This window comes from Rhizobium sp. P1_E1 (assembly GCF_056406015.1).
On the sequence record NZ_JBFUAY010000022.1, the window covers coordinates 17,570 to 40,853 of the forward strand.

Here is a 23,284-nt window from a genome sequence, read left to right on the forward strand (position 1 = left end):
GCCTCATGTAAAGAGCCGCCAGAATTCTTATTTATGCCCGTCTCCAGACGGGCAGGACTGGACCCATGCAGACAGTATTGATTGTCATCCATCTCATGATCGTGCTCGCCCTTGTTGGCGTCGTGCTCATCCAACGCTCTGAAGGCGGCGGCCTCGGTATTGGCGGCGGTTCGGGCTTCATGTCGGCCCGCGGCACGGCCAATGCGCTGACGCGCACCACCGCGATCCTTGCGACCCTGTTCTTCCTGACCTCGCTTGGCCTCGGCATACTGACGCGTTACGAGGGCCGTCCGAGCGATATTCTCGACCGCATTCCGGCAACAGGCGGCCAGGGCAACGGCATTCTCGATTCGCTCGGCGGCGCGCAGGCTCCGGCAAATCAGCCGGCCGGCAACGGCGTTCCGAGCAGCGGAGCAGCGACGCCCGCACCGCAGGCTCCCGCCGCTCAAGCTCCGGCAACTGCGGCTCCGGCAACTCAGGCCCCCGCGGCCACCGCACCTGCTACGACTGCCCCGGCGACGACGGCTCCGGCAACGCCCGCAGCTCCGGCCGCGCCGGCACCGGCTCAGCCTTCCGGCGTCCCGACGGGACAGTAAGCCGGTCTTCGACATAAACCGCCGGCAGGCCCTAGGGTCTGCCGGTTTTCTTTTGTTCAGATTCCCACGCCACGCTCCGAAAGTTCCGGAAAAGAATTTTTGGGCTGGTGGAATCGTTTTTGAAAAGGTATCCGGTGAATCCCATGGCGCGATACGTATTCATCACTGGCGGCGTGGTTTCCTCTCTCGGAAAAGGAATTGCGGCCGCGGCTCTCGGAGCGTTGCTGCAGGCCCGTGGATATCGGGTCCGGCTGCGCAAGCTCGACCCCTATCTGAACGTGGACCCGGGCACGATGAGCCCGACCCAACACGGCGAGGTCTTCGTCACCGACGACGGCGCGGAAACCGATCTCGATCTCGGTCACTATGAACGCTTCACGGGGCGTTCGGCGACCAAGACCGACAACATCACCACTGGCCGCATCTACAAGAACATCATCGACAAGGAACGGCGCGGCGACTATCTCGGCGCGACGGTGCAGGTCATTCCGCACGTCACCAACGAGATCAAGGATTTCGTTATCGAGGGCAATGACGACTACGATTTCGTCATCTGCGAAATCGGCGGCACGGTCGGCGACATCGAGGCGATGCCGTTCATGGAGGCGATCCGCCAGCTCGGCAACGACCTGCCGCGCGGCACCGCCGTCTACGTCCACCTGACACTGATGCCCTATATTCCGGCGGCCGGCGAGCTCAAGACCAAGCCGACACAGCATTCGGTCAAGGAACTGCAGGCACTCGGCATTCATCCCGATATCCTGCTGGTGCGCGCTGACCGCGAAATTCCGGAAGCCGAACGCCGCAAGCTCTCGCTGTTCTGCAACGTTCGCCCGTCCGCCGTTATCCAGGCGCTCGACGTCGCCAACATCTACGATGTGCCGATAGCCTACCACAAGGAAGGTCTGGACGACGAAGTCCTTGCCGCCTTCGGCATCGAGCCGGCGCCGAAGCCACGGCTCGACCAGTGGGAAGAGGTCTGCAATCGCATCCGCACGCCGGAGGGCGAGGTGACGATCGCGATCGTCGGCAAATATACCGGCCTCAAGGACGCCTATAAGTCGCTGATCGAGGCTCTGCATCACGGCGGCATCGCCAATCGCGTCAAGGTCAACCTCGAATGGATCGAATCCGAGGTCTTCGAAAAGGAAGATCCGGCACCCTATCTCGAAAAGGTGCACGGCATCCTCGTGCCCGGCGGCTTCGGTGAACGCGGTTCCGAAGGCAAGATCCACGCTGCCCGCTTTGCCCGCGAGCGCAAGGTGCCGTATTTCGGCATCTGCTTCGGCATGCAGATGGCGGTCATCGAGGCGGCGCGCAATCTCGCCGACGTGGCCGGTGCCTCCTCGACAGAATTCGGCGCGACGAAAGAACCCGTGGTCGGCCTGATGACCGAATGGGTCAAGGGCAACGAATTGCAGAAGCGCACGGCAGCCGGGGATCTCGGCGGCACGATGCGCCTCGGCGCCTACAAGGCGTCGCTGAAGAAGGGCACGAAGATCTCGGATATCTACGGTTCCACCGATATTTCCGAGCGTCACCGCCACCGCTACGAGGTCAATGTCGACTACAAGGATCGGCTCGAAAACTGCGGTCTCGTCTTCTCCGGCATGTCGCCGGACGGCGTGCTGCCGGAGACGATCGAATATCCCGACCATCCCTGGTTCATCGGCGTGCAGTACCACCCGGAACTGAAGAGCCGGCCTCTCGATCCGCATCCGCTGTTTGCGAGCTTCATCGAAGCGGCGACGGAACAAAGCCGTCTCGTCTGACGAATACCAACACCAGATCGCGCGGTTAGAGCATTTCCGTTTTCTTCGAGTAACGGAAATGCTCTATCTCTTTGTTTTCACGCAATTCCGGACGCAAAACCGCTGCGCACTTTTGCTGGAATTGCTCTGGCACGATCTGGATAACATCCGTGCTTGCGCTATCTCGCCGGCATGAACACCGGACGCAGCACCACCGTCTCACGCTTCATCGCAGCACCACGCCAGCGCATCTACCGCGCCTTCCTCGATGCAGATGCCGTCGCCACCTGGCTTCCGCCCGGTTCGATGAAGGGCATCGTCCATGCCTTCGAGGGCAGGGAAGGCGGTGCCTTCAGCATGTCGCTCGTCTATCCCGACGACGAGGCGTCGCAGCCGGGCAAGAGCTCCGACAAGACCGACAGGTTCGAAGGCCGCTTTGCCAAGCTCGTGCCGGACGAACGAATCGTTTGGGCCACGACCTTCGATTCCGAGGACGAGGGCTTTTCCGGCGAGATGACCGTGACCACGATATTGTCGCCTGCAGATGGAGGCACCGATGTGACGATGGTCTGCGACAACATTCCCTCCGGCATTCGCCTCGAAGACAATGAGGAAGGTTGCCGCTCGACGCTCGACAACCTCGCCGCCTTCGTCGGCGGTTGACGGTCGCCGGCAAGGATATGGCCCTGCCGGCGAATTCAACCTCTAAGCTGCGGCCGGCAGCGGCCCGATATAGACCGAGCGCGGACGGATCAGCCGGCCGTCGAGCGCCTGTTCACGTGCATGGGCCAGCCATCCGACGGTGCGGCCGATAGCGAAGACGCCGGTGAAGGCCTCACGGGGAAAGCCGAGCGTTTCGAGCAGCAGCGCGGTATAAAATTCGACATTGACGTCAAGCGGGCGGTTCGGCTTGCGCGCCTTCAGGATCGCCAATGCGGCGGCCTCCACGGCTTCCGCCAGCGCGCCGCGGGCGCTGTTTACCTGTCCGGTTGATATCAGCGGCTTCAGAGCGCCCTTCAACGCATCGGCGCGCGGATCGCGGACGCGATAGATGCGATGGCCGAAGCCCATAAGCCTTTCGCCGCGGTCGAGCGCTTCGCCGAGCCACGGGTTGGCATTCTCCGCCGTTCCGATCGCATCCAGCATGTCGAGCACGGGACCGGGCGCGCCACCATGCAGCGGCCCTTTCAGGGCGCTCAGCGCCGCCAGCACCGAAGAGGTGAGGCCAGCCTGCGTCGAGGCGATGACGCGCGACGCGAAGGTCGAGGCATTGAGGCCATGGTCAGATATCGTCACGAGATAGGCATCGAGTGCAGCCGTCTGCTCCCTGGTCGGCATTTTTCCGGTCAGCATGCGCAGGATATCGGCCGCCTGCGGCAGCGAGGCGTCCGGTGCGATCGGCTGTTCACCGCGTTGCAGGCGCAAAACCGCCGGCAGAAAGACCGCAGGCGCCGCCAGAAGGTTGAGCGCGGTATCGAAATCCTCGCCGTCAGGCAGCCGGGCGATCAGCGCCCGCATCGCATCGACCGGAGGCAGGGCGAGCAAAGAGGCATCGGCGGCCTTGATGTGGTCGAACACCCCAGTTCGCGCCTGCGCCAGCCAGTCGCGCAATTCCACTTCATTGAAGCTTCGCTCCATCAACCCGTCCAGCAACAGGGCTGCGACGCCTTCATAGGTGCCGTCTGCGACCAGATGATCCAGCGATACGCCGCGGATGATCAGTCGTCCCGCTTCGCCATCGACATCCGAGAGCTGCGTTTCGGCGGCAATGACGTCTTCCAAGCCATTTTTCATGTTGTTTTCTCCTTTACGATCGGGATGATCCAACCTAGTCGTCATTGACGTCAATCTTGACGTAATTGATCAATGTGAGGCTCCAATGTCGTGGCTGACTGCCGAGGAGGCGTTGCGGGCGCTGAAGACCAAGCCGCAGACGCTCTACGCCAATGTCAGTCGCGGGCGCATCCGTGCCAAGCCCGATCCCACCGACCCGCGCCGCAGCCTCTACCAGGCTTCCGACGTACAGCGGCTTGCCGAACGCCATGCCGGCCGCCGCAAGACCGAAACGGTCGCCGCCGAGGCGATCCGCTGGGGCGATCCGGTTCTCTCCTCGGCAATTTCCACCATCATCGGCGGACGGCTTTTCTATCGCGGAAAGGATGCGGCCGATTTCGCCGAAGTCGCGACGCTGGAGCAGACGGCGGCACTGCTCTGGAACGGCGCGGAAACACTTTCCTCCGGCAGCGGGACCGGACATGCCTCTCCGTCGCTTCAGGTTGCCTTCCTGGCGCTGGCAGGGCGGGTGACCTCGGATCTGCCATCGCTCGGCCGCTCGCAGGCAGCACTCCGCCGCGAAGCAAGTGGCGTTCTCCGCACCGTCGCCGATGCGCTGGCGCCAGGGCCTTCCGACCAGCCGCTGCATTTGCGGCTTGCGGCAAGCTGGCAGCGGCCGGACGCTGCCGATTGCCTGCGTCGCGCGCTGGTGCTGCTTGCCGATCACGAACTCAACGCCTCGACCTTTGCGGCGCGGGTCACGGCATCGGCGGGTGCAGCTCTTTCGGCCGTCGTGCTGTCCGGTCTGGCGACGCTGACAGGGCCGTTGCATGGCGCCGCTTGGCAGGGCGTCGACGCCTTGATCGAGACCGCTTCCGCCCTTGGGTCGGAAAGGGCGATCCGCCGCACGCTCGCCCAGGGTAATCGCCTGTTGGCCTTCGGTCATCCGCTCTATCCCGATGGCGACGTCAGGGCTCTGGCGCTGCTTTCGCACTTTGACTTGCCGCCACAGTTTGCCGAGATCCGGGAAACCGGCGAGGAGATGGTCGGCGAGAAGGTCAACGTCGATTTCGCGCTTGCCGCAATGGCCGCCGCCTTCGACCTCCCGAGGGAGGCGCCGATCATCATTTTCTCGCTTGCCCGTTCCGCCGGCTGGCTAGCACATGCGATGGAGCAGATCGACAGCGGCGAATTGATCCGGCCGCGGGCGCGTTATGCCGGACCCGTGCTTGAAACGGATAGTAGAACGTAAGAATTCCGCCGGCGATTGCGCCGGTTTACTTTTTTTGCCTAGGGAAATATTTGAATTCGTCTATCATCCCTCACATGGAAGAAGACGGTTGGCGGGCGCTTTCGAAAAGAGCTGTTCCGCATAGTCAAGGGGACTTTCCATGAATACGACGCTTCGCAGCCTGCTTGCCGCCGCACTCGTTCTCGGCCTCATTCCGCATGGGGCGGCCTTTGCGCAGTCTGCCGGCTGCACGGTATCGCGTGATGCCGGCGCCCGCCAGGTGCTCAGTTGTCCAGGCGGCGTCACGGTAACGGCGGAGGCGGGCGCCGCCTACAGCCTCGTCGACCGCAACCGCGACGGCAGCCCTGATTCGGCATCGCTGCGGCGCAAGGCCATTCTCGTCGATGTCGACAGCAACCAGCACGCCGGTGGTTTTCAGGTCGTGACGCCGCAGGCGATCGCTGCCGTGCGCGGTACGCAATGGGCTGTCGATGTCGCAGGCGGCAAGACCTCGGTGCTGGTCGTCAGAGGCAGTGTCGCGGTCCGCCGGCCGGCCGGCGAGGCAGTGGTGTTGTCGCCGGGCGAGGGCGTCGACGTTACCGACGGAACAGAACCCCTCGTCGTGCGCCGCTGGCCGGCGCCACGCGCCGCCGCCCTTCTTGCCCGCCTCGGCCAATAAATCCCATGAACCATCGTCTACTGACCGTGATCGCGCTGCTGCTCGCCGGTCTTTGGGCGGCTGCGCTCGGCTATACCCATCTCAATGCCGGAAGCGGCCTTCTCGACCGGATGGAGGCCTCGCTTGCCGATATCCGCAGCGCCATCGTCGGCGCGAAAACACCGCCGCCCGTCGTCTCAATCGTTGCGATCGACGACCGCACCGCTAGGGCGCACGGTTATCCGCTCGATCGGGCGACACTTGCACGCCTTGCCGAGGCGATCACCGCGTTGAAGCCGAAGGCTTTGGCGATCGACATTCTGCTCGTCGATCCGGGGCCGGAAGCGGGTGATGCGGCGCTGACTGCTGCCCTTCGCCAGGGGCCGAGCGTGATTGCGGCCGCTGCCACTTTCGCGCAAAGCAGCCAGCGGGTCACGGATGCGGCCGGCGATCCGCTTGCCGCCATCCCTGAGGCAAACCAGCTGCTCTTGCCGCTTCCGCGCTTTGCCGAGGCAGCGGCGGTCGGTATCGTCAATGTCGCAACCGACCAGACCGGCACGCCGCGCTTCATTCCGCTGATCTCGCGTTCCGCAGACCGGCTGGATCCGGCTTTTCCGCTGCGTGTCGCGTCGGTGGCGCTCGGCGTCGACCCCACCATCGAACCCGATGCCATCATGCTCGGAAAGCTGCGTATTCCCACCGATATCGGCCAGCGCCTGCCGGTGACTTTTTATGGCGGGCATGGCAGCATCGCCACCTTTAGCGCCGCCGATGCGCTGGATGGCAAGCTTTCGGCGGATGCGGTCACTGGTCGCATCGTCGTCATCGGTTCGACGGTGACGGGCGGCGGCGACGTCTTTCCGACGCCGTTCGATCCCGTCATGCCGGGCGTCGAGGTGATGTCGACTGCGATCACCCATCTCGTCACCGGCGACGGCATGGTGCGCGACCGTAGGATAAGGCTGATCGATGCCGGCATTGCCGTCGGTCTGACGCTCGTGCTCGTTTCGCTGATTGCCTGGCGCCGCAGTGCGGCAGGCTACATCATCATCGTGCTGACGCTGATCGTCTGGGCGATGATCAATCTGTCGGCTTTTGCGCATGGCTACTGGTTGAGTGCGGCGCTGCCGATCGCCGCAGCGCTGCCGCCGGCGCTGATCTACGGGGCGGCCGAGCTCTGGCTCGACCGCGGCCGCGCCCGCCATTTCGCCGAGCAGAGCGCGCTCCTGCAGCGCATCGAGGCGCCCGGCCTCGGCGAGTGGCTGGCGCGCGATCCGAATTTCCTTGCTGCGCCGGTGCGCCAGAACGCCGCCGTCATCTTCATCGATCTCTCGGGTTTCACCGGCCTCAGCGAAAATGTCGGGCCGGTGGCGGTCAGCGAGATGCTGAGCGGCTTCTTCGAACTGGTCGACGAGGAGGCGCGCGCCCATGGCGGCGCCATCACCAGCTTCATGGGCGACGGCGCGATGATCCTGTTCGGCCTACCGGAGCCGGCCGATGACGATGCCGCCCGCGCCGCTGCCTGCGCGGTCAGCCTCTGCGAGCGCACACGAGCCTGGCTTCAAGCGCATGCGGGCTTTGCCCCGAAAAAGATCGGCTTCAAGGTCGGCGCCCATTGCGGCCCGATCGTCGCCTCGCGATTGGGCACCGGCGACCGGCAACAGATCACGGCGGCGGGAGACACCATCAATGTCGGCAGCCGGCTGATGGAGGTGGCCGCCCGCCATGGTGTCGAACTGGCGCTGAGCGCCGAAATCGTCCGCGCTGCCGGCTCCGATAGCGTGCTCACGCAGTCAGGCCGCATGGAGGGACCGTTGGAAACGGCGCTGCGCGGCCGGGCAAGCCGCATCGACGTCTGGCTGTGGCGTAGCCGTACGCTTTGACAATCGCCGCGGGAGCGGCTAGGAACGGCGCAAATACCCCGCCGGCTGGCTCCGGCCATGGCGCAGCAACGCGCCTGACAGCTCCGAAAGATCGAATCCATGACAGAATTTAACGGCGTCGTCCCGGCGATCGCCAAGGCGTTGCAGAAGCGCGGTTACGCCGAACTCACCCCGGTCCAGAAGGCGATGCTCGATCCGGCGCTTGCCGCTTCCGACGCGCTGGTCTCGGCCCAGACCGGTTCCGGCAAGACCGTCGCCTTCGGCTTGGCGCTGGCGCCAACGCTGCTCGAAGGCAGGGAGCGCTTCGGCAATGCCGGCGCGCCGCTCGCCATCGTCATCGCCCCGACGCGCGAACTTGCTCTACAGGTCAAGCGTGAGCTCGAATGGCTCTTTGAGATGACTGGCGCGGTGATCGTCAGCTGCGTCGGCGGCATGGACATCCGCAGCGAGCGCCGCTCGCTCGAACGCGGCGCCCATATCGTCGTCGGCACGCCCGGCCGGCTCTGCGACCATATCCGCCGCAGGGCGCTCGACATGTCGGAACTGAAGGCTGCCGTGCTCGACGAGGCCGACGAGATGCTCGATCTCGGCTTCCGCGAGGATCTCGAATTCATCCTGGATGCGGCACCGGACGAACGCCGGACGCTGATGTTTTCAGCAACGGTGCCGGCGGCGATCGCGAAGCTTGCCAAGAGCTACCAGCGCGATGCCGTGCGCATCAGCACCGCGGCCGAGGAAAAGCAGCATATCGATATTGAATATCGCGCGCTCATGGTGGCCCCGAGCGACCGCGAGAATGCGATCATCAACGTGCTGCGCTATTACGAGGCGACCAACGCCATCGTCTTTTGCTCGACGCGCGCTGCCGTCAATCATCTGACCGCGCGGTTCAACAACCGCAATTTCGCCGTGGTGGCGCTGTCCGGCGAGCTGACGCAGAACGAACGCAGCCATGCGCTGCAGGCGATGCGCGACGGGCGCGCCCGGGTCTGCATCGCGACCGACGTCGCCGCCCGCGGCATCGACCTGCCGGGCCTCGATCTCGTCATCCACGCCGACCTGCCGACCAACCCGGAAACGCTGCTGCACCGCAGCGGCCGTACCGGCCGGGCCGGACGCAAGGGCATCAGCGCCATGATCGTGCCGCTGAATGCACGGCGCAAGGCAGAGCGCCTGCTGGAGAATGCCGGTATTTCGGCTGCCTGGGCGCGACCGCCCTCGGCCGAGGAGGTGAGCGAACGCGACGACGAGCGGCTGCTCGCCGACCCGATCTTCAACGAAACGCCGCAGGAGGAAGAGCAGGGGCTGGTTCAGCAGCTTCTTGCCAGCCACGGCGGCGAAAAGCTTGCCGCCGCCTTCCTGCGTCTTTACCGCACCAATCATTCGGCGCCGGAAGATCTCATCGAAGTTACCGTGCAGGACGAACGCAGCCGCAACCGCCGCGACAATGCCGAGCCCTACGAGCCGGCGCAGAAGGGACCGCGCGAGGATTTCGGCGCTAGCGTCTGGTTCTCCGTCTCGGTCGGGCGCAAGCAGAATGCCGAGCCGCGCTGGCTGATCCCGATGCTCTGCCGCAACGGCAATGTGACGAAGCGCGAGATCGGCGCGATCAAGATGCAGCCTGAGGAGACCTTCGTGGAGATCGCTGCGGCGAGCGCCGAAAGCTTCCAGGCGGCGATCGGACCGAACAAGGCGCTCGAACGCGGCATCCGCGTGACCAGGCTTCCCGGCACGCCGGATTTTAGCCGGGCGCCGTCGCCGAAGCCTTATGCCGGCAGGCCATCCCGCGACGAGCGGCCGGACGATACGTTCCGCGGCGAGCGGCCGAAGAACAAGTTCGGCAAGGGTCCGGGCGGCGGATACGCCGCAGCCGACAATGCCGGCCAGGAGAGACAGGATAGCAAGCCCTGGAGCAAGAAGCCGGGCAAACCCGGCTTCGATGGCCCGAAGTCAGACAAGCCGAAATTCGACAAGCCGAAATTCGAAGGCGCCAAATATGACGGCAAAGGCGGCGCCGGGCCGAAGGGCAAGTTTTCGAAGAAGAGGACCGGCTGATTTTGTCGCTGCAGCACTGCGCTGTAATGCTTTGAATTAATGCATAATTTGTCCTTAAAATCGTTTCCTATTTGAGGAATTATGCAGCAACCCTTCGCCGGTCTTGGCGGAGGGTTTTGGGTCGTATCCCTCAGCGAGGCAAGGATGATGGTGGAAACGGCAATCCTCAGCGTTCCGGTTTTCAGTACGCTCTGCAATGAGGCCTTCCGGCTGCGACGCGCAGTTTTCGTATATGAGCAGAAGGTTCCCGAAGCCGAGGAATTCGATGCCGACGATCTCAGCGCCCATCATCTCGTCGCTGTCACGGCGGGCGAGGTTTCCGGCACRCTGAGAGCCATTTACGCCGAGGAACATGTGAAGATCGGCCGGGTTGCGGTTGCTGGCCGATGGCGCGGCCGCGGCATTGCGGCTGATATGATCGGGCGTGCAATGGAACTGCATCGCGGCGCACGCGACAACCGCTTCTATCTCACAGCGCAGGCGGACAAGCTGCCGCTCTACGAGCGTTTTGGCTTCGTTGCCTATGGCACTGAATTCCTCGACGGTGGCATGCCGCATCTTGCCATGAAGAACTATTGAGCTTCGGTGGCGGCAGGAGCAGACGACGATGAAACGCCCGGGCATGCAGCAACCCGATCCGGTCGCCTTTATCAAAGCTAATCTGCCGATCTCACCCGTTCCGTCCATTCCCGAGATCCGGCTTCATACGGCAGGCCCCGCAAGCGGGCTCTGGCGGCTTGCAGGCCGCAGAGAAGCCGATCCGGCACCTTATTGGGCCTATCCCTGGGCCGGCGGCGCCGTGCTTGCCCGCTATCTGCTCGACCGGCCGGAAATAGTCGTGGGTCGCCGTGTCCTCGATCTCGGCGCCGGCTCGGGGCTCGTCGCCATTGCGGCGGCGAAGGCCGGAGCCGCCACGGTGACGGCGGTCGACATCGATGCCAATGCCATTGCCGCGATCGGCCTCAACGCGGCGATCAACGGCGTGGATATCATAGCCCGGGCCGCCGATATCATCGAGGATCCACCACCGGAGATAGACCTCCTCGTGGTCGGCGACCTGTTCTACGATCCCACGCTCGCCTTGCGGGTGATGGCCTTCCTGCGGCGTTGCCAGGCGAGCGGCATCGAGGTGCTGATCGGCGATCCCGAACGGGCCCACCTGCCGCGGGGCGAACTCAGCCGAATCGCCACCCATATAGTTGCGGATTTCGGTGGGGGCACCGGCGGTGCCGCGCCGGCGGGCGTTTTTGCGCTCTTCGGCAACGGCTGAAAGGCTGAGATTATGCCAAGAGATTCGGCCGCAACAGCATGACCGGGCAGGGCGCTCCGGCCGGCAGTTCCGGCGCATGCGGCGGGCGGATGACGAGGCAATCGGCTGCGGCGAAGACCTTCATCATCGAGGAATCCTGCTTGCCGAAAGGCTCGGCGAGCCAGGCGCCGGCAGCGGATTTCGAAAGTTTCGCCCTGATATAGTCCTGCCGGTGGTCATTGGCGCGCAGTGTGACGGCCGCCTCCACCGTTGCCTCGCGCCGCACTGGCGGCAGGGAGGCGAGCTTGCGGATCAGCGGCTCAAGGAAGAGCAGCGAACAGACGAGGCTAGAGACCGGATTGCCGGGCAGGCCGAGCACATGCGTCTCACCGAAGCTGCCGACCATCAGCGGTTTGCCGGGGCGCATGGCGATGCGCCAGAAATCGAGCTGCATGCCGGCCTCGGTCAGCGTGGCCTGCACCAGATCATGGTCGCCGACCGAAGCGCCGCCGAGCGTGACGATCACATCGACCTTGGCGTCCCGCGCCGTGCCGATCGCCGCGGTGATCTTGGCCTTGTCATCAGGCACGATACCGAGATCGAGCACATCGGCGCCGGCTTTGCGGGCAAGGGCTGCAATACCAAACGTATTGGATGCGATGATCTGCGAAGGGCCGGGCGTGCTTCCGGGCGGCAGCAGTTCGTCGCCGGTTGCGAGGATGGCGATCAGCGGGCGCCGCAGCACCTCGACATCAGGTCGGTTCATGCCCGCAGCGACCGTCAGCCGCGAGAAATCGAGCACGGTGCCGGCCGACAACACGGCTTCGCCTTCGGCGAAATCCTGGCCGCGGGGACGCACGTGCTGGCCCTGCCGCACAGGGAAATTGGTTCTGATGCCGCCCTCGATCTTCTCCGCATCCTCCTGCAGCAGGACGCTATCAGCGCCTGGCGGAACAGGCGCGCCGGTGAAGATACGGACGGCCTCTCCCTGGCCGACGCTTCCCTCGAAGCCGTGGCCGGCGGAAGATATCCCGATGACCTTCAGCACGGCGCCCGGCTCCGGCGCGTCTTCGCGGCGTAGCGCATAGCCATCCATGGCAGAGGCGTTGAAGGGCGGTTGGGTCAGGCCGGCCGTCAGCTCGACGGCCAGGACGCGGCCCTCAGCCTCGGCAAGCGGCAGCGTCTCGGACGCCGCAACGGGCTTTGCGCGAGAGAGCAAGCGGTTCAGAGCCTCGGCGACCGGAAGAAGGTTCATCTTGCCTCCGGATGACGGAAATCGCCGGATTTTCCGCCGGACTTTTCTAGAAGTCTGATGCCGCCGATCTCCATTGCCTTATCGGCCGCCTTGGCCATGTCGTAGATCGTCAGACAAGCGACAGAGACGGCGGTCAGCGCCTCCATCTCGACACCGGTCTTGCCGGTCAGCTTGGCGGTGGCCGTAACGCGCAGACCGGGCAGGGCGGCATCTTCCTCGATCTCGACCGTGACCTTCGTCAGCATCAGCGGATGGCAGAGCGGGATGAGATCGGCGGTGCGTTTTGCCGCCATGATGCCGGCAAGGCGCGCCGTCCCGATCACATCGCCCTTCTTGGCATTGCCTTGCCGGATGAGAGCGAGTGTTTCCGGCGCCATCTTCACATGGCCCTCGGCAGTGGCGATGCGCACCGTCTCGGCCTTATCGGAGACATCGACCATATGCGCCTCGCCGGAGGCATCGATATGAGTGAGCCCTGGCTTTTGGCCGCTCATATCATTCGGCCGCGATGGCGGCTTCGCCAAAAAGCAACGCGCGGGTGGCGGCGGCTACGTCGTCCTTGCGCATCAGGCTCTCGCCGACGAGGAAGGTATTGATGTCGACGGCCTGCAGGCGCTTGCAATCCGCATGGGTAAAGATGCCGCTTTCGCCGACCAGCAGCCGGTCGTCCGGCACCATGGGGGCGAGCGTCTCGCTGACGCTCAGGCTGACTTCGAAGGTCCGCAGATTGCGGTTGTTGATGCCAATGAGCAGCGAGGAAAGCTTCAGGGCCCGCTCCATCTCCTCGGCGTCGTGGACCTCGACCAGCACGTCCATACCGAGGCCAAAGGCTTCGTCCTGCAGGCGTTCGGCCTCGTCGTCAGACAGCGAAGCCATGATCAGCAGGATGCAATCGGCACCCCAGGCGCGGGCTTCCTGCACCTGATAGGTCTCGAACATGAAATCCTTGCGCAGCGCCGGCAGCGTGCAGGCAGCACGAGCGGCCGTCAGAAATTCCGGCGCGCCCTGGAAACTCGGCCTGTCGGTCAGCACCGAAAGGCAGGCGGCACCGCCGGCCTCATAGGCGCTCGCCAGCGACGGCGGATCGAAATCCGGGCGAATGAGGCCCTTCGACGGGCTCGCCTTCTTGATTTCGGCGATCAGGCCGAAGCGGCCGGCATCACGCTTGGCAACGAGCGCCTTGTGGAAGCCGCGCGGGGCGGACTGATCAGCCTGCATCGCCTTCAAGTCGGCAAGCGACACCGTCGCCTTGGCGGCGGCGATCTCCTCGCGCTTGTAGAGTTCGATCTTCTTCAGGATATCGGTCATCGGGCAATCCTAGTCGATATCGTTGGAAACGGCGATGAGTTTGTCGAGAGCGAGCGCGGTAGAGCCGCTATCCAGCGATTGCGTGGCCAGCGTCATGCCGTCGCGGATCGTTGCGACCTTGCCTGCGATCACGAGCGAGGCAGCCGCATTGGCGAGCGAGATATCGCGATAGGCGTTCTTGGCGCCGCCGAGCACCTCGCGAAGGGCTGCGGCATTGGCGACACCGTCACCACCCTTGATGTCGGCGAGCAAGCAAGGGCTGACGCCGAAATCGGCGGGCGAGAGATCGAAGGTGCGGATCTTGCCGTCTTCGAGTGCCGCGACGTGTGTGATGCCGGTCGTGGTGATCTCGTCGAGGCCATCGCCATGGACCACCCAGACGCATTCGGAGCCGAGATCACGCATGACTTCGGCAAGCGGCACCAGCCATTGCGGCGAGAAGACGCCGAGCAGCTGGCGACGGACGCCGGCCGGGCTGGAAAGCGGCCCGAGCAGGTTGAAGATCGTGCGCGTGCCAAGCTCGACCCGGGAGGGGCCGACATGACGCATGGCGGAATGATGCAGCTGGGCGAACATGAAGCCGACGCCGGCTTCCGCGATGCAGCGGGAAATGATCTCGGGACCGACGTCGAGCTTGACGCCGAGTGCCGCCAGATTGTCGGCCGCGCCCGATTTCGAACTCAGCGCCCGGTTGCCGTGTTTGGCGACAGGAACACCGGCGCCGGCGACGATCAGCGCCGCCAGCGTCGAGATGTTGTAGGTGCCGCTGGCATCACCGCCGGTGCCGACGATGTCGATCGCATCGGCCGGGGCCTCGACGGTCAGCATTTTCGAGCGCATCGCGGTGACGGCGCCGACGATCTCATCGACGGTCTCGCCGCGCACGCGCAGCGCCATCAGGAAGCCGCCGATCTGCGAGGGCGTCGCCTGGCCCGACATCAGGATGTCGAAGGCGGCTCGGGCCTCCTCTCGCGTCAGCGGCTCGCGGCTTGCGGCCTTGGCCAGGAACGGCTTCAGATCGGTCATAGAGCCTCCTAGCGGACCGTCGCCTGTTCGGCGAGGGTCTGGTTGATCTGCGCACCGTATTGCGTCTGCAACAGGTTGACCATCTGATCGAGAATATCATCGCCGGCAGCATTGGCCATGGCTGTGATCTGGGCATCGCGGTTGTTCAGCACATCGCCGGTCGGCTGGGTGTTGACCTCCGTGACCTTCAGCAGGATCTGCGTCGAGGGATCGGCGCCGACAGCACTTGCGACCGTGTCGACGGGGCCGGAGAAGGCGGCGGTGATGCCTGCCCGGCCGAGGACCGCATCATCGGTGGAGCGGGTGACGCCGCTCTTGCTCTCGACGGCGATGCCGAGCGGCGTCGCGATATCGGCAAGTGCCGTGCCCTTGGCCGCTTCGGCCTTCAATTCACCGGCCTTCTTGGCGAGCTCGGCCTTCTGCTGCTCCGCCGTCCAGTCTTCGACGGCCTTTTCGCGCACCTCGGTCACCGGCCGCTCGCGGTCCGGCGTGATTTCGCGGACGTTGAACCAGACATAGCCGTCATTACCGATCGGCAGCGGCGGCGCATCGACGCCGACCTCGGTCTTGAAGGCTTCGCCGAGCAGCTGCTGCTTGGCGGGGAGATCCTTGACCTCCTTGCCGTCCTTGTCGGCGCCGGTCATATCGACGGCGTCGACGGCCACGGCGGTGAGCTTCAGCTGGCCGGCAATATCCTCGAGCGTGGAACCGCCCGCGCGCAGGTCCTCGATGCGATCGTGAACGTTGATCACTTCCTGAGAGGCATTGGAGAGTGCCAGCTGCTTGCGGATATCCTCCTTCACCTCGTCGAAATTCTTCGTCGTTTCAGGCTTGATGTTGGTGACGCGCAGGATGACGGGGCCGAAGGAGCCATCGACGACAGGCGTCGTGCCGCCATCGCGCGAAACCGCAAAAGCCGCATCGGCAACGGCCTGGTCGGGAACCTTGTCCTTGGTGAACTCGCCGAGCAGCACGTCGCTTGCCGTCTTGCCCTGGTCGGAAACCAGTTGGTCGAAGCCGGTGCCGCTCTTCAGCGCCGTTTCGGCGGCGGCGGCGAGATCCTTGCTGGTGAAGGTCAGTTGTTCGATGGTGCGGCTTTCCGGCGTGCGATAGGTATCCTTGCTCTTGTCAAACGCTTCGTGGATCTGGTCGTCGGTGACGGTCGCCGCATCGGCGATATCGGCGGGCTGCAGCTTGAGATAAATGAGCTTGCGGTATTCCGGCGCCCGGTAGCGCTGCTTGACGCCATCGAACCATGTCGCCAGCACGTCGTCGGCAGGCGCCTTGATCGGCTCGATATTGGCGTTGGTCAGCAGCAGGTAGTCGATACTGCGGCTTTCATCGCCATAGAGTTTCAGGGCATCGACCAGCGTCTTCGGGGCCGTGAACCCGTTGGAGATGGCATCGACCACCTGGCTACGGACAGCGACCTTGCTGCGCTCCTTGATGTAATCGTCCTGGCGGATGCCGGCATTGCGAAGACGCGAGACGAAGAGCTCGCGGTCGAACTGGCCGTTGACCGCCTTGAACGCCGGATCGTCGGCAATCAGCTGGGCGAGGCGATCCTGCGACAGGCCGAGGTTCATGTCTTCGGCGAGCTGGTCGAGCGAGGCACCGGCGACGAGCTGGGCGAGCACCTGCTGCTCGATGCCAAAGGCGCGGGCTTGCTCGGGGGTGAGGCGCGTGCCGAACTGCTGGCTGACGCTTGCCACCTGGCGCTGATAGGCGAGGTGGAATTCGTTGACGTCCACATGCTGATCGCCGACGGTCACCACCGTGGTGCTGTTGCTGCCCGTTATCAGCGACCGGGAGACGCCCCAGATGCCGAAGGACGCGACCAGCAGAAGCATCAGCAGCTTGGCGACCCAGGTCTGAGCGGCCCTTCTCAGGATATGGAACATAGAAACGCAAACCTCGCAGTATCATTGACCCGCGCGCGGGCAGACATTCGACGTTCCTTAAAACAAACCCGACAGGAAATGAAGGGTTTGTCACGCGAAAAGCTGCGCGGACCGACGGCAGCGCGGCAGCAGCTTTGCAGCGAACAAAAGATCGGCTCCGGCGGAACCTTTTTGGCCGCCATTTCGTTGAAGCGGCATCCCATGAAACAGGAGCAGACCATGGCAGAATTGAAAACCGCTTCCGCCGAATCCACCGCTGCGCGCGTCAAGGCTGACATAGCAGCAGACGATCTGTCGGCGCAGGTCGCAGCCCTTCGCAACGATCTTTCCCGGCTGACGGAAAGCGTGGTGGCGCTGGGGCAGGGGGCGAAGTCGGCGGTTACCGACGAGGCTTCGCTGATGACGGAGCAACTGCGCGACAAGGTGCGCGAAGAACCGCTCATGGCACTCGCTGTGACGGCAGGCATTGCCTACGTGATCGGCCTGCTCAGCCGCCGTTGAACGGGAATATAGGTGAAGAAAAGCCGGACGTCATGAACGCCCGGCTTTCAATACTTCCGATGACGGCAAAAGCTACCGTCAGCGGCGGATGACGCGCCCGATCGCGATCAAGATGCAGGCACCGACGAAACCGGTGATCAGATAACCCAGCCAACCGGCGAGCGGCTGGATGTGCAACAAACCGAGGATCCAGTTGGCGACAATCGCGCCGATGATGCCGAGCAATATGTTCATGAGCAGGCTCATGCTGCTGCGCATGGCCTTTTCCGCCAGCCATCCGGCGACACCGCCGATAATGATGGCTGCAATCCAACCCACGCCTGCGTCTTCCATGGTTATCTCCCTCCTGGCAAAACGAGTCACAGAATGCACGAAACGAAAGGAAGTTCCACTCCCAGTTACTGAGATTGCTTGCAGGTTCAGCAACTTATGTGACTCACGGCTGTAGCAAGGTGACCGGAGAGTTCAGCGCGTGGGCGGCAATCTGGAAGAGCAGGCCGGCAACGGCGAGCATTGCGAATCCGAAAGGCATGATCAGGCTTTTGCTAAACATCTTTCCTCTCCCCTTTTGCGTAAAGCATAAGCGGAAGCGGAAGGAGCGCAACTATATTGTTAACAGATAGTTAAGCCTCACAATTGATTAAACTTTAACACATTTTTGATTGTCGTAATACTTTCCGATGTCGAAACACTTCTTCTTCACGCTTCCCGTGTTTGCTGACGGATCTTCGGCGATCTATGCTCGCCAGACCTTCCGGTCTACGCCGCCTGATCAACGCCGACTGCAGACGCAATAGCACTTGGTGCTGCCATCTCTCCGGATCGCAAACTGGGTCGGCGATGGTCAAGTGATCGAGCGCCTCAAGCCCAATCCGCCGCCGGCTGGCAATCAGGTCCGGTGGACGATCAACATGAAGAAGAGGAAGGATGCTGTTGCGACCGTCGCAGCGAAGGCAATCTGGTAATCCATGTCGTTAACCCCGGTTGGATAGCTCCCGTTAACGCCGATCCGCGTCATGGAGTTCCATACCGCCAGTTCGCGCTTATCTCCTGCGGATTGATTTTGGCGAGGAGTGCATCATTTTCTCTAGAATAGGATGATTTTAGGCCCAGTCGGCCTAAAATCTGATTCCTGTTCTAAATTAAGAGTTAGAGCATGATGTCGTCCGAAAACCGCTCACACTTTTCGGCATCATGCTCTGAATCGCCATTCAATCCGGGGGAAAACACTTGATGCCAAAAGCTGCAATCGCCATCGCCTGCATCTGCCTGCTGACACTTTCCGGTTGCGGCAATACCGCATACGGGCTGAAGAAGGATGGACAGGAAGCGAGCCACGCCATGGACAACGCGACCCATCGGGTGCTTTCCGCCGGCTCAAAGAAGTGACGCAGGCGACAGAATAAAAAAGCCCGCCTGGGGTGAGGCGGGCTTAGAATAACAGGGAGAATGGACGGATAGACTCCGTCTCAGCTAATAAAGCACTTTCTTAAACGTGTGGCTTTACGTCATTCGACGTAACCGCGACCGGCAACGATCCGATGCGCACCATAATTCAAAATTGAATCAGAGATATCCGGATCGAATCAATGATATTGGGATCAGGTCAGAAGTTGCCCCAGTTTTGAGCGCGGGCACGGGCGCGAATAATCCGGTATTCGCGACCGCCATAGAGCGAGCCGATTGTCAGCAGAAGCGTCAGAACGTCCCAGATGATATGCATGTTATCCTCTTAGGTTGGACGGCCCTGCCGTCGATCGGTTGAAGATACAATAGCAATCTTTCGAATGTGCTTATATGACAAGAAATCGGGATGAGCGGGAAAGCGGGCAGGGCGCTTCCGCAGAGGAGAGGCGGTATCGCCGTCTTGGAGCAGCAAAGTGAACAGATTACCGGACGGCGGCTCATGACGATTTTCTCCGTCCGCCACATCACGTCCTATCGTTACGTCAGGGAGGTCGAATTCGGCGAGCATCGCTTGATGTTCCGACCGCGCGACAGTTTCGACCAGCGGCTGATCGAAGCGTCGTTGACGATCTATCCTGAGGAAAGTCATGTGCGCTGGATCCACGATGTTTTCGGCAATTGCGTGGCGCTCATCAATATTTCGAGGCCGGCGTCCGAGCTTCGTTTCGAAACCTGGATCACGCTCGATCATACGCCGCAGGTCGCCCTGGATCTTAAGGTCGACGACGAGGCCCTGACCTATCCATTCTCCTACGACAAGGATGAGATTGCCGATCTGACGCCGGCGATGCAGCGCCATTATCCCGATCCGAACGACGAGGTCGGACGCTGGGCGCGCCAGTTCGTGCGCGTTGGACGTCCAACGGAGACCGGGCACCTGCTGATGACGCTCTGTTATGCCATTCGGGAAAGCTTCGTCTATGCGCGGCGCCAGGAACATGGGACTCAGACGCCGGTGCAGACCTTGCAGCTTCGTTCCGGCACCTGCCGGGATTTTGCGCTGCTGATGATGGAGGCGGCACGCGTCCTCGGCCTCGCGGCGCGGTTCGTCACGGGTTATGTCTATGTTCCCGACCGGGACGGCTCCACCGTGCTCGGCGGCGGTTCGACGCATGCATGGTGCCAGATCTATCTTCCCGGCRCCGGCTGGACGGAGTTCGATCCGACCAACGGCATCGTCGGCAACCGCGATCTCATTCGTGTCGCCGTTGCCCGCGATCCGCGCCAGGCAGTCCCGTTGAGCGGCAGCTATGACGGGGATGGGAAGGATTTCGACAGCATGACGGTGCAGGTGAACGTCACCACAAGGCAATCTGGCTAGCCAGGCGGTGACAGTCCCGGTCTTGCGGGAACCGGGTAGCGCGATCAGCGTTCCCTACTCACCTCTGCCAATGCGGAGACGCGACAAGGAAGCCACCATGAAGATACGCGCCGGGTTTCATCTGGGCTACGAATGCATGCAGCCAACGCCAATGCTGCTCGTCCTCAATATCCACCCATCCCGTCGTGCCGATCTTCTCAGCGATCAGATCCTGACATTCGACCAGCCGATCGAGGCCTGGAGCTATACTGATGTGTTCGGCAATGCCTGCAGCCGGATCGTCGCCCCGCCGGGCCTGACGACAATCTCGACGGAATTCGAGATCTACGACAGCGGTCAGCCCGACATCGTTCCCGACGATGCCGTCCAGCACGCGATCAATGACCTGCCAGATGATGTGCTGGTCTTCCTGCTTGGCAGCCGCTATTGCGACACCGACAGGCTTGCCGATTTTGCCTGGGCCACGTTCTCATCGACGCCGCTCGGCTGGGCGCGTGTCCAGGCGATCTGCGATTTCGTCCATGACCACATCACCTTCGATTACCTGAAGGCGGACGTTCTCCGGACCGCGCATGGCGGCTTCACCGATAAGGCGGGCGTCTGCCGCGACTTTGCCCATCTCGCCATCGCGCTTTGCCGATGCATGAATATCCCAGCCAGATATTGCACGGGCTATCTCGGCGATATCGGCGTTCCGATCGATCCCAATCCAATGGATTTCAGCGCCTGGTTCGAGGTCTTTCTCGGAGGCCACTGGCATACGGTTGACGCCCGCCACAACACGCCACGCATCGGCCGGATCCTGATGGCGACCGGGCGCGACGCCACCGACGTCGCCATGTCGACGGCCTTCGGCCCGGCAACGCTCTCCCGCTTCGAGGTGATCACCGAGGAACTGCCGCAGGAGGCATTCAAGGACGATTGATGGTGGGCGAGGAGACCCTCTATGCCTTCTTCAAAAACTCGGTTTTCAGTACGAGGCCTTTGACCTGCTTGGTGTTGCACTCGATCTCACCAGGATTGTCGGTCAGGCGAATCCCCTTGACCAGGGTTCCGCGCTTCAGCGTCTCCGAAGTTCCCTTGACCTTGAGGTCCTTGATCAGCGTCACGGAATCGCCGTCTTGAAGCTGAGTCCCGTTGCTGTCCTTTACAATGATGTCGGCCATGATGTCCCCGCAGTAATTCAAAGTGCTGCAGCGTCCTTTGCGCGTCTGAAAAGACGCGCGGCGCTGTCGTGATGCGGACGGGAAATCATGTTGGCATGGGATAGTCAATGCGAAGGGGCCGGCCAGGCTGCTCTTCAGTCCTACGCGACCCTTCTTCAATCAACTCACGCGCAGACCTCCAGAACGCCGGCGATCCCTTACCGGCAGCTCCCAGCGCCCGGGGATAAATGAGCCCGGCGCTCATCCGCCGCAGCAAGTTCAGACCAAGGTCCGACCTGTCTCGGACTTCATGCCCATACTAACGCTTCGGCCGCTGCCATAGATTTTGCGCCGGGGCGGAGTTTGCGGAGTTTTTGCTGTGACTAAGATTATTGTCGCCGGGATGATACTGGCACCGCTTATCTTCTGGGGTTCTATTGGCGTCCTCATATACTCGTATTTTTCGTGAATATTTATCAGGCGCCCCGAATTCCGAAAACCGGAAAGCTTCTATTCAGTTGTCATGGTTCTAGTTCGCGAGCAACGATCGGCCGGGATCAAGGGGACCGACAACGGCGAAAATTCGACAGTGGGATCAGTTCGATTGGCCGCGGAAGATTGCAACGGCCGCCGCGACCAATGCAGCATTGTCACTCGCAATCGTTCCATCCGGGAGGTGCTTACCATCTTCCAGGCCGATGCGGGTGGAATAGCGGCGTTCGCGCGCCGATCGGACGAAGGGCCAGACAGTCCCGTCGAAGCCGTGCAGGAGGATCGGCCGATTGACGCGGCTGCGCTCAAGCACCTCGATGATGCCATCCCTGATATCGCATGCGCGCTGCAGATCCTGTTCGTCGTCAAGCTCGATCAACAGTCGAAAGACCCGCTCATGATCTTCGAGGCTGGTGTAGCGCTCCGCATCGGCGACCGATGCCAGCCCGACTTCAATCCCGACGCCCTTCTGCCGGAGCAGCTGGATGACACCAGGCGCATCGTCTTCCGACAGGTTCACCGACGCATAATCCGGCAGAACGCGCCAGCAGCGGATGCCTGCCCGCGTTTTCTCCCGATCGCCTTCGATCCAGGCGCCGGTGGACACACCGATCAGCGTTCCCGGACAGGCGCGGCGGATCGCGCCAAGCGTGTCGTCTACGGCGGCAAGGCTCTCCTTGCCGTCGGCTCCGCGCGGATGAATGTGGAGCTCCGCGGCACCCGCCGCGACCGAAGCGGCGGCATCGCGCACCATGGCATCGATCGTCAGCGGAATGAGCGGATGGAAATCCCTCGGCCGTGCGCCGTTGATGCAAGCTTGAACGATCATAAGGGAGCCTCGCGCTTGTTGGGCCGCTTAAGACACTGGGTATACCAAAATCTGGAAAATTCGAAGAACCTTGGCGCCGCCGCTATCACGGCTGTTTCCCCTGCTATTGTTGCAGCCCCAGTGATATCAAATCAGCCGAGATAGGCGACTGCTGCCTCTCGCGCAGGATCAAGCTGCGCGAACGCCGAGAACCTAAAGCGGCTCAATTAGAGGGTTGAAGCAAGCCTAACGCGGAATGAATTCAGCCCTGCAAGGTTGCCGTGTCATGTCAGGACGTCTTTGCGACGCAGGCTCAGAGGACGGCCACGTGATCTCGTGGCAGCGACGTGACGTCAATCTGCCGCCCGACCCCATTCTTGAGTTAATGGCAGTCGCGTCCTGCCGCAGCCTGTACATCATCTCATCATCGACGCAAAGGTCGCCGGTCGGTCTTGGTCTTCTCTCATTGCTCCAGCCGCAATGCGGACGTTAGTTCCCAGCCTCGCCGTTCACGGAGAATTCGATCTCACGACTCACCAAATGACAATGGTGTGGCGTTTGTGGCGGTGCTGGCGATAGCCGGCGCCTGGTTGGCGGCTCGACCTGCATGGAGACAGGTCGAGCTCCTGAAGATCCAAACTGTCGAGCTAACAAGGGAGCGCCTGGCGGAGCGCTACAGGATGATTAGAGACGCAATCAAAGCATTGGAATGGGACCAGTGGGTACAGGAGCATCGATTGCATCCCAGCACGCCGGTAGACAAAGATGCTTTCGTGGAGGAGATGCTGGATACTTTTCGTAATCGAAAGAAAAGGCTTCACTTTGGTTTGTGAAAGAGGTGGCTAGACGCGGCGTTACAAGCCG

23 protein-coding genes are annotated in these 23,284 nt (G+C 62.5%); 14 read left to right on the plus strand and 9 right to left on the minus strand.

What is annotated here, in order from left to right:
* The first annotated feature begins 65 nt into the window (after nucleotides 1-65).
* The 3 genes from secG (at nucleotide 66) to AC1D1Z_RS11000 (ending at nucleotide 3,010) form a co-directional block, all read left to right on the plus strand.
* Nucleotides 66-596 carry a preprotein translocase subunit SecG gene (secG, locus tag AC1D1Z_RS10990; protein WP_018242101.1) on the plus strand — a complete coding sequence of 177 codons (531 nt, stop codon included), beginning with the start codon at nucleotides 66-68 and terminating at the stop codon, nucleotides 594-596.
* Nucleotides 597-739: 143 nt separating this feature from the next.
* Nucleotides 740-2,368 carry a CTP synthase gene (locus AC1D1Z_RS10995; protein WP_130759103.1) on the plus strand — a complete coding sequence of 543 codons (1,629 nt, stop codon included), beginning with the start codon at nucleotides 740-742 and terminating at the stop codon, nucleotides 2,366-2,368.
* A gap of 171 nt (nucleotides 2,369-2,539) precedes the next feature.
* Nucleotides 2,540-3,010, plus strand: coding sequence for an SRPBCC family protein (locus AC1D1Z_RS11000; protein WP_130759104.1), 471 nt, complete (start codon nucleotides 2,540-2,542; stop codon nucleotides 3,008-3,010).
* A 42-nt stretch (nucleotides 3,011-3,052) separates the two neighbouring features.
* Here AC1D1Z_RS11000 and AC1D1Z_RS11005 read toward each other — a convergent pair whose 3' ends face one another.
* A complete protein-coding gene (locus AC1D1Z_RS11005) occupies nucleotides 3,053-4,141 on the minus strand; it encodes a citrate synthase/methylcitrate synthase (protein WP_130759105.1) in 1,089 nt (362 codons plus the stop codon).
* Between the two features lie 85 nt (nucleotides 4,142-4,226).
* On the opposite strand from AC1D1Z_RS11005, the gene AC1D1Z_RS11010 reads away from it, so the two are divergent.
* From AC1D1Z_RS11010 to AC1D1Z_RS11035, 6 genes are all read left to right on the plus strand, one after another.
* On the plus strand, nucleotides 4,227-5,372 hold the full coding sequence (locus AC1D1Z_RS11010) for a citrate synthase (protein ID WP_130716425.1): 1,146 nt from the start codon (nucleotides 4,227-4,229) through the stop codon (nucleotides 5,370-5,372).
* Nucleotides 5,373-5,511: 139 nt separating this feature from the next.
* Complete coding sequence (locus AC1D1Z_RS11015; protein ID WP_018445284.1) at nucleotides 5,512-6,030, plus strand: FecR domain-containing protein; 519 nt, start codon at nucleotides 5,512-5,514, stop codon at nucleotides 6,028-6,030.
* A 5-nt stretch (nucleotides 6,031-6,035) separates the two neighbouring features.
* Entirely contained in the window at nucleotides 6,036-7,892 is a 1,857-nt protein-coding gene (locus AC1D1Z_RS11020; protein ID WP_130759106.1) for a CHASE2 domain-containing protein, read from the plus strand.
* A 99-nt stretch (nucleotides 7,893-7,991) separates the two neighbouring features.
* Nucleotides 7,992-9,947 (plus strand): DEAD/DEAH box helicase, encoded by a 1,956-nt coding sequence (locus AC1D1Z_RS11025; RefSeq protein ID WP_130759107.1) that lies wholly within the window; start codon nucleotides 7,992-7,994, stop codon nucleotides 9,945-9,947.
* A gap of 144 nt (nucleotides 9,948-10,091) precedes the next feature.
* Nucleotides 10,092-10,526, plus strand: coding sequence for a GNAT family N-acetyltransferase (locus tag AC1D1Z_RS11030; protein WP_080764150.1), 435 nt, complete (start codon nucleotides 10,092-10,094; stop codon nucleotides 10,524-10,526).
* A gap of 28 nt (nucleotides 10,527-10,554) precedes the next feature.
* On the plus strand, nucleotides 10,555-11,217 hold the full coding sequence (locus AC1D1Z_RS11035) for a class I SAM-dependent methyltransferase (RefSeq protein ID WP_130759108.1): 663 nt from the start codon (nucleotides 10,555-10,557) through the stop codon (nucleotides 11,215-11,217).
* Nucleotides 11,218-11,227: 10 nt separating this feature from the next.
* On the opposite strand, the gene AC1D1Z_RS11040 is transcribed toward AC1D1Z_RS11035, so the two are convergent.
* From AC1D1Z_RS11040 to AC1D1Z_RS11060, 5 genes are read right to left on the minus strand one after another with little or no spacing between them, the layout of a single operon-like run.
* Entirely contained in the window at nucleotides 11,228-12,451 is a 1,224-nt protein-coding gene (locus AC1D1Z_RS11040) for a molybdopterin molybdotransferase MoeA (RefSeq protein WP_130759109.1), read from the minus strand.
* Nucleotides 12,448-12,945 (minus strand): cyclic pyranopterin monophosphate synthase MoaC, encoded by a 498-nt coding sequence (gene moaC / locus AC1D1Z_RS11045; RefSeq protein WP_065277550.1) that lies wholly within the window; start codon nucleotides 12,943-12,945, stop codon nucleotides 12,448-12,450. The genes AC1D1Z_RS11040 and moaC overlap by 4 nt, the downstream gene beginning before the upstream one ends.
* A gap of 1 nt (nucleotide 12,946) precedes the next feature.
* Nucleotides 12,947-13,759, minus strand: coding sequence for an indole-3-glycerol phosphate synthase TrpC (gene trpC / locus AC1D1Z_RS11050; RefSeq protein WP_047622866.1), 813 nt, complete (start codon nucleotides 13,757-13,759; stop codon nucleotides 12,947-12,949).
* A 9-nt stretch (nucleotides 13,760-13,768) separates the two neighbouring features.
* Nucleotides 13,769-14,785 carry an anthranilate phosphoribosyltransferase gene (gene trpD / locus AC1D1Z_RS11055; protein ID WP_130652425.1) on the minus strand — a complete coding sequence of 339 codons (1,017 nt, stop codon included), beginning with the start codon at nucleotides 14,783-14,785 and terminating at the stop codon, nucleotides 13,769-13,771.
* Nucleotides 14,786-14,793: 8 nt separating this feature from the next.
* On the minus strand, nucleotides 14,794-16,686 hold the full coding sequence (locus AC1D1Z_RS11060) for a peptidylprolyl isomerase (RefSeq protein ID WP_130759110.1): 1,893 nt from the start codon (nucleotides 16,684-16,686) through the stop codon (nucleotides 14,794-14,796).
* Nucleotides 16,687-16,905: 219 nt separating this feature from the next.
* Between AC1D1Z_RS11060 and AC1D1Z_RS11065 the strand changes: the two genes are divergently transcribed.
* Nucleotides 16,906-17,187 carry a hypothetical protein gene (locus AC1D1Z_RS11065; RefSeq protein ID WP_130759111.1) on the plus strand — a complete coding sequence of 94 codons (282 nt, stop codon included), beginning with the start codon at nucleotides 16,906-16,908 and terminating at the stop codon, nucleotides 17,185-17,187.
* Between the two features lie 78 nt (nucleotides 17,188-17,265).
* Here the strand turns inward: AC1D1Z_RS11065 and AC1D1Z_RS11070 are convergent, their stop codons facing one another.
* A complete protein-coding gene (locus AC1D1Z_RS11070; RefSeq protein WP_018242084.1) occupies nucleotides 17,266-17,520 on the minus strand; it encodes a GlsB/YeaQ/YmgE family stress response membrane protein in 255 nt (84 codons plus the stop codon).
* A 900-nt stretch (nucleotides 17,521-18,420) separates the two neighbouring features.
* Between AC1D1Z_RS11070 and AC1D1Z_RS11075 the strand changes: the two genes are divergently transcribed.
* The 3 genes from AC1D1Z_RS11075 (at nucleotide 18,421) to AC1D1Z_RS11085 (ending at nucleotide 20,900) form a co-directional block, all read left to right on the plus strand.
* The gene (locus AC1D1Z_RS11075) at nucleotides 18,421-18,576 is read left to right on the plus strand and encodes a hypothetical protein (RefSeq protein WP_047622869.1); all 156 of its coding nucleotides are present in this window, start codon (nucleotides 18,421-18,423) and stop codon (nucleotides 18,574-18,576) included.
* A 517-nt stretch (nucleotides 18,577-19,093) separates the two neighbouring features.
* On the plus strand, nucleotides 19,094-19,975 hold the full coding sequence (locus AC1D1Z_RS11080) for a transglutaminase family protein (RefSeq protein ID WP_477850507.1): 882 nt from the start codon (nucleotides 19,094-19,096) through the stop codon (nucleotides 19,973-19,975).
* A 97-nt stretch (nucleotides 19,976-20,072) separates the two neighbouring features.
* Nucleotides 20,073-20,900, plus strand: coding sequence for a transglutaminase-like domain-containing protein (locus AC1D1Z_RS11085; protein WP_130759112.1), 828 nt, complete (start codon nucleotides 20,073-20,075; stop codon nucleotides 20,898-20,900).
* A gap of 19 nt (nucleotides 20,901-20,919) precedes the next feature.
* On the opposite strand, the gene AC1D1Z_RS11090 is transcribed toward AC1D1Z_RS11085, so the two are convergent.
* Both AC1D1Z_RS11090 and AC1D1Z_RS11095 read right to left on the minus strand, forming a co-directional pair.
* Nucleotides 20,920-21,141, minus strand: coding sequence for an alkylphosphonate utilization protein (locus AC1D1Z_RS11090; RefSeq protein WP_018242078.1), 222 nt, complete (start codon nucleotides 21,139-21,141; stop codon nucleotides 20,920-20,922).
* Nucleotides 21,142-21,715: 574 nt separating this feature from the next.
* Nucleotides 21,716-22,441, minus strand: a complete 726-nt coding sequence (locus AC1D1Z_RS11095; protein WP_130652422.1) for a 3-keto-5-aminohexanoate cleavage protein — start codon at nucleotides 22,439-22,441, stop codon at nucleotides 21,716-21,718.
* A gap of 530 nt (nucleotides 22,442-22,971) precedes the next feature.
* Here AC1D1Z_RS11095 and AC1D1Z_RS11100 point away from each other — a divergent pair.
* Nucleotides 22,972-23,253 carry a hypothetical protein gene (locus tag AC1D1Z_RS11100; protein ID WP_130759113.1) on the plus strand — a complete coding sequence of 94 codons (282 nt, stop codon included), beginning with the start codon at nucleotides 22,972-22,974 and terminating at the stop codon, nucleotides 23,251-23,253.
* Nucleotides 23,254-23,284 lie beyond the last annotated feature (31 nt).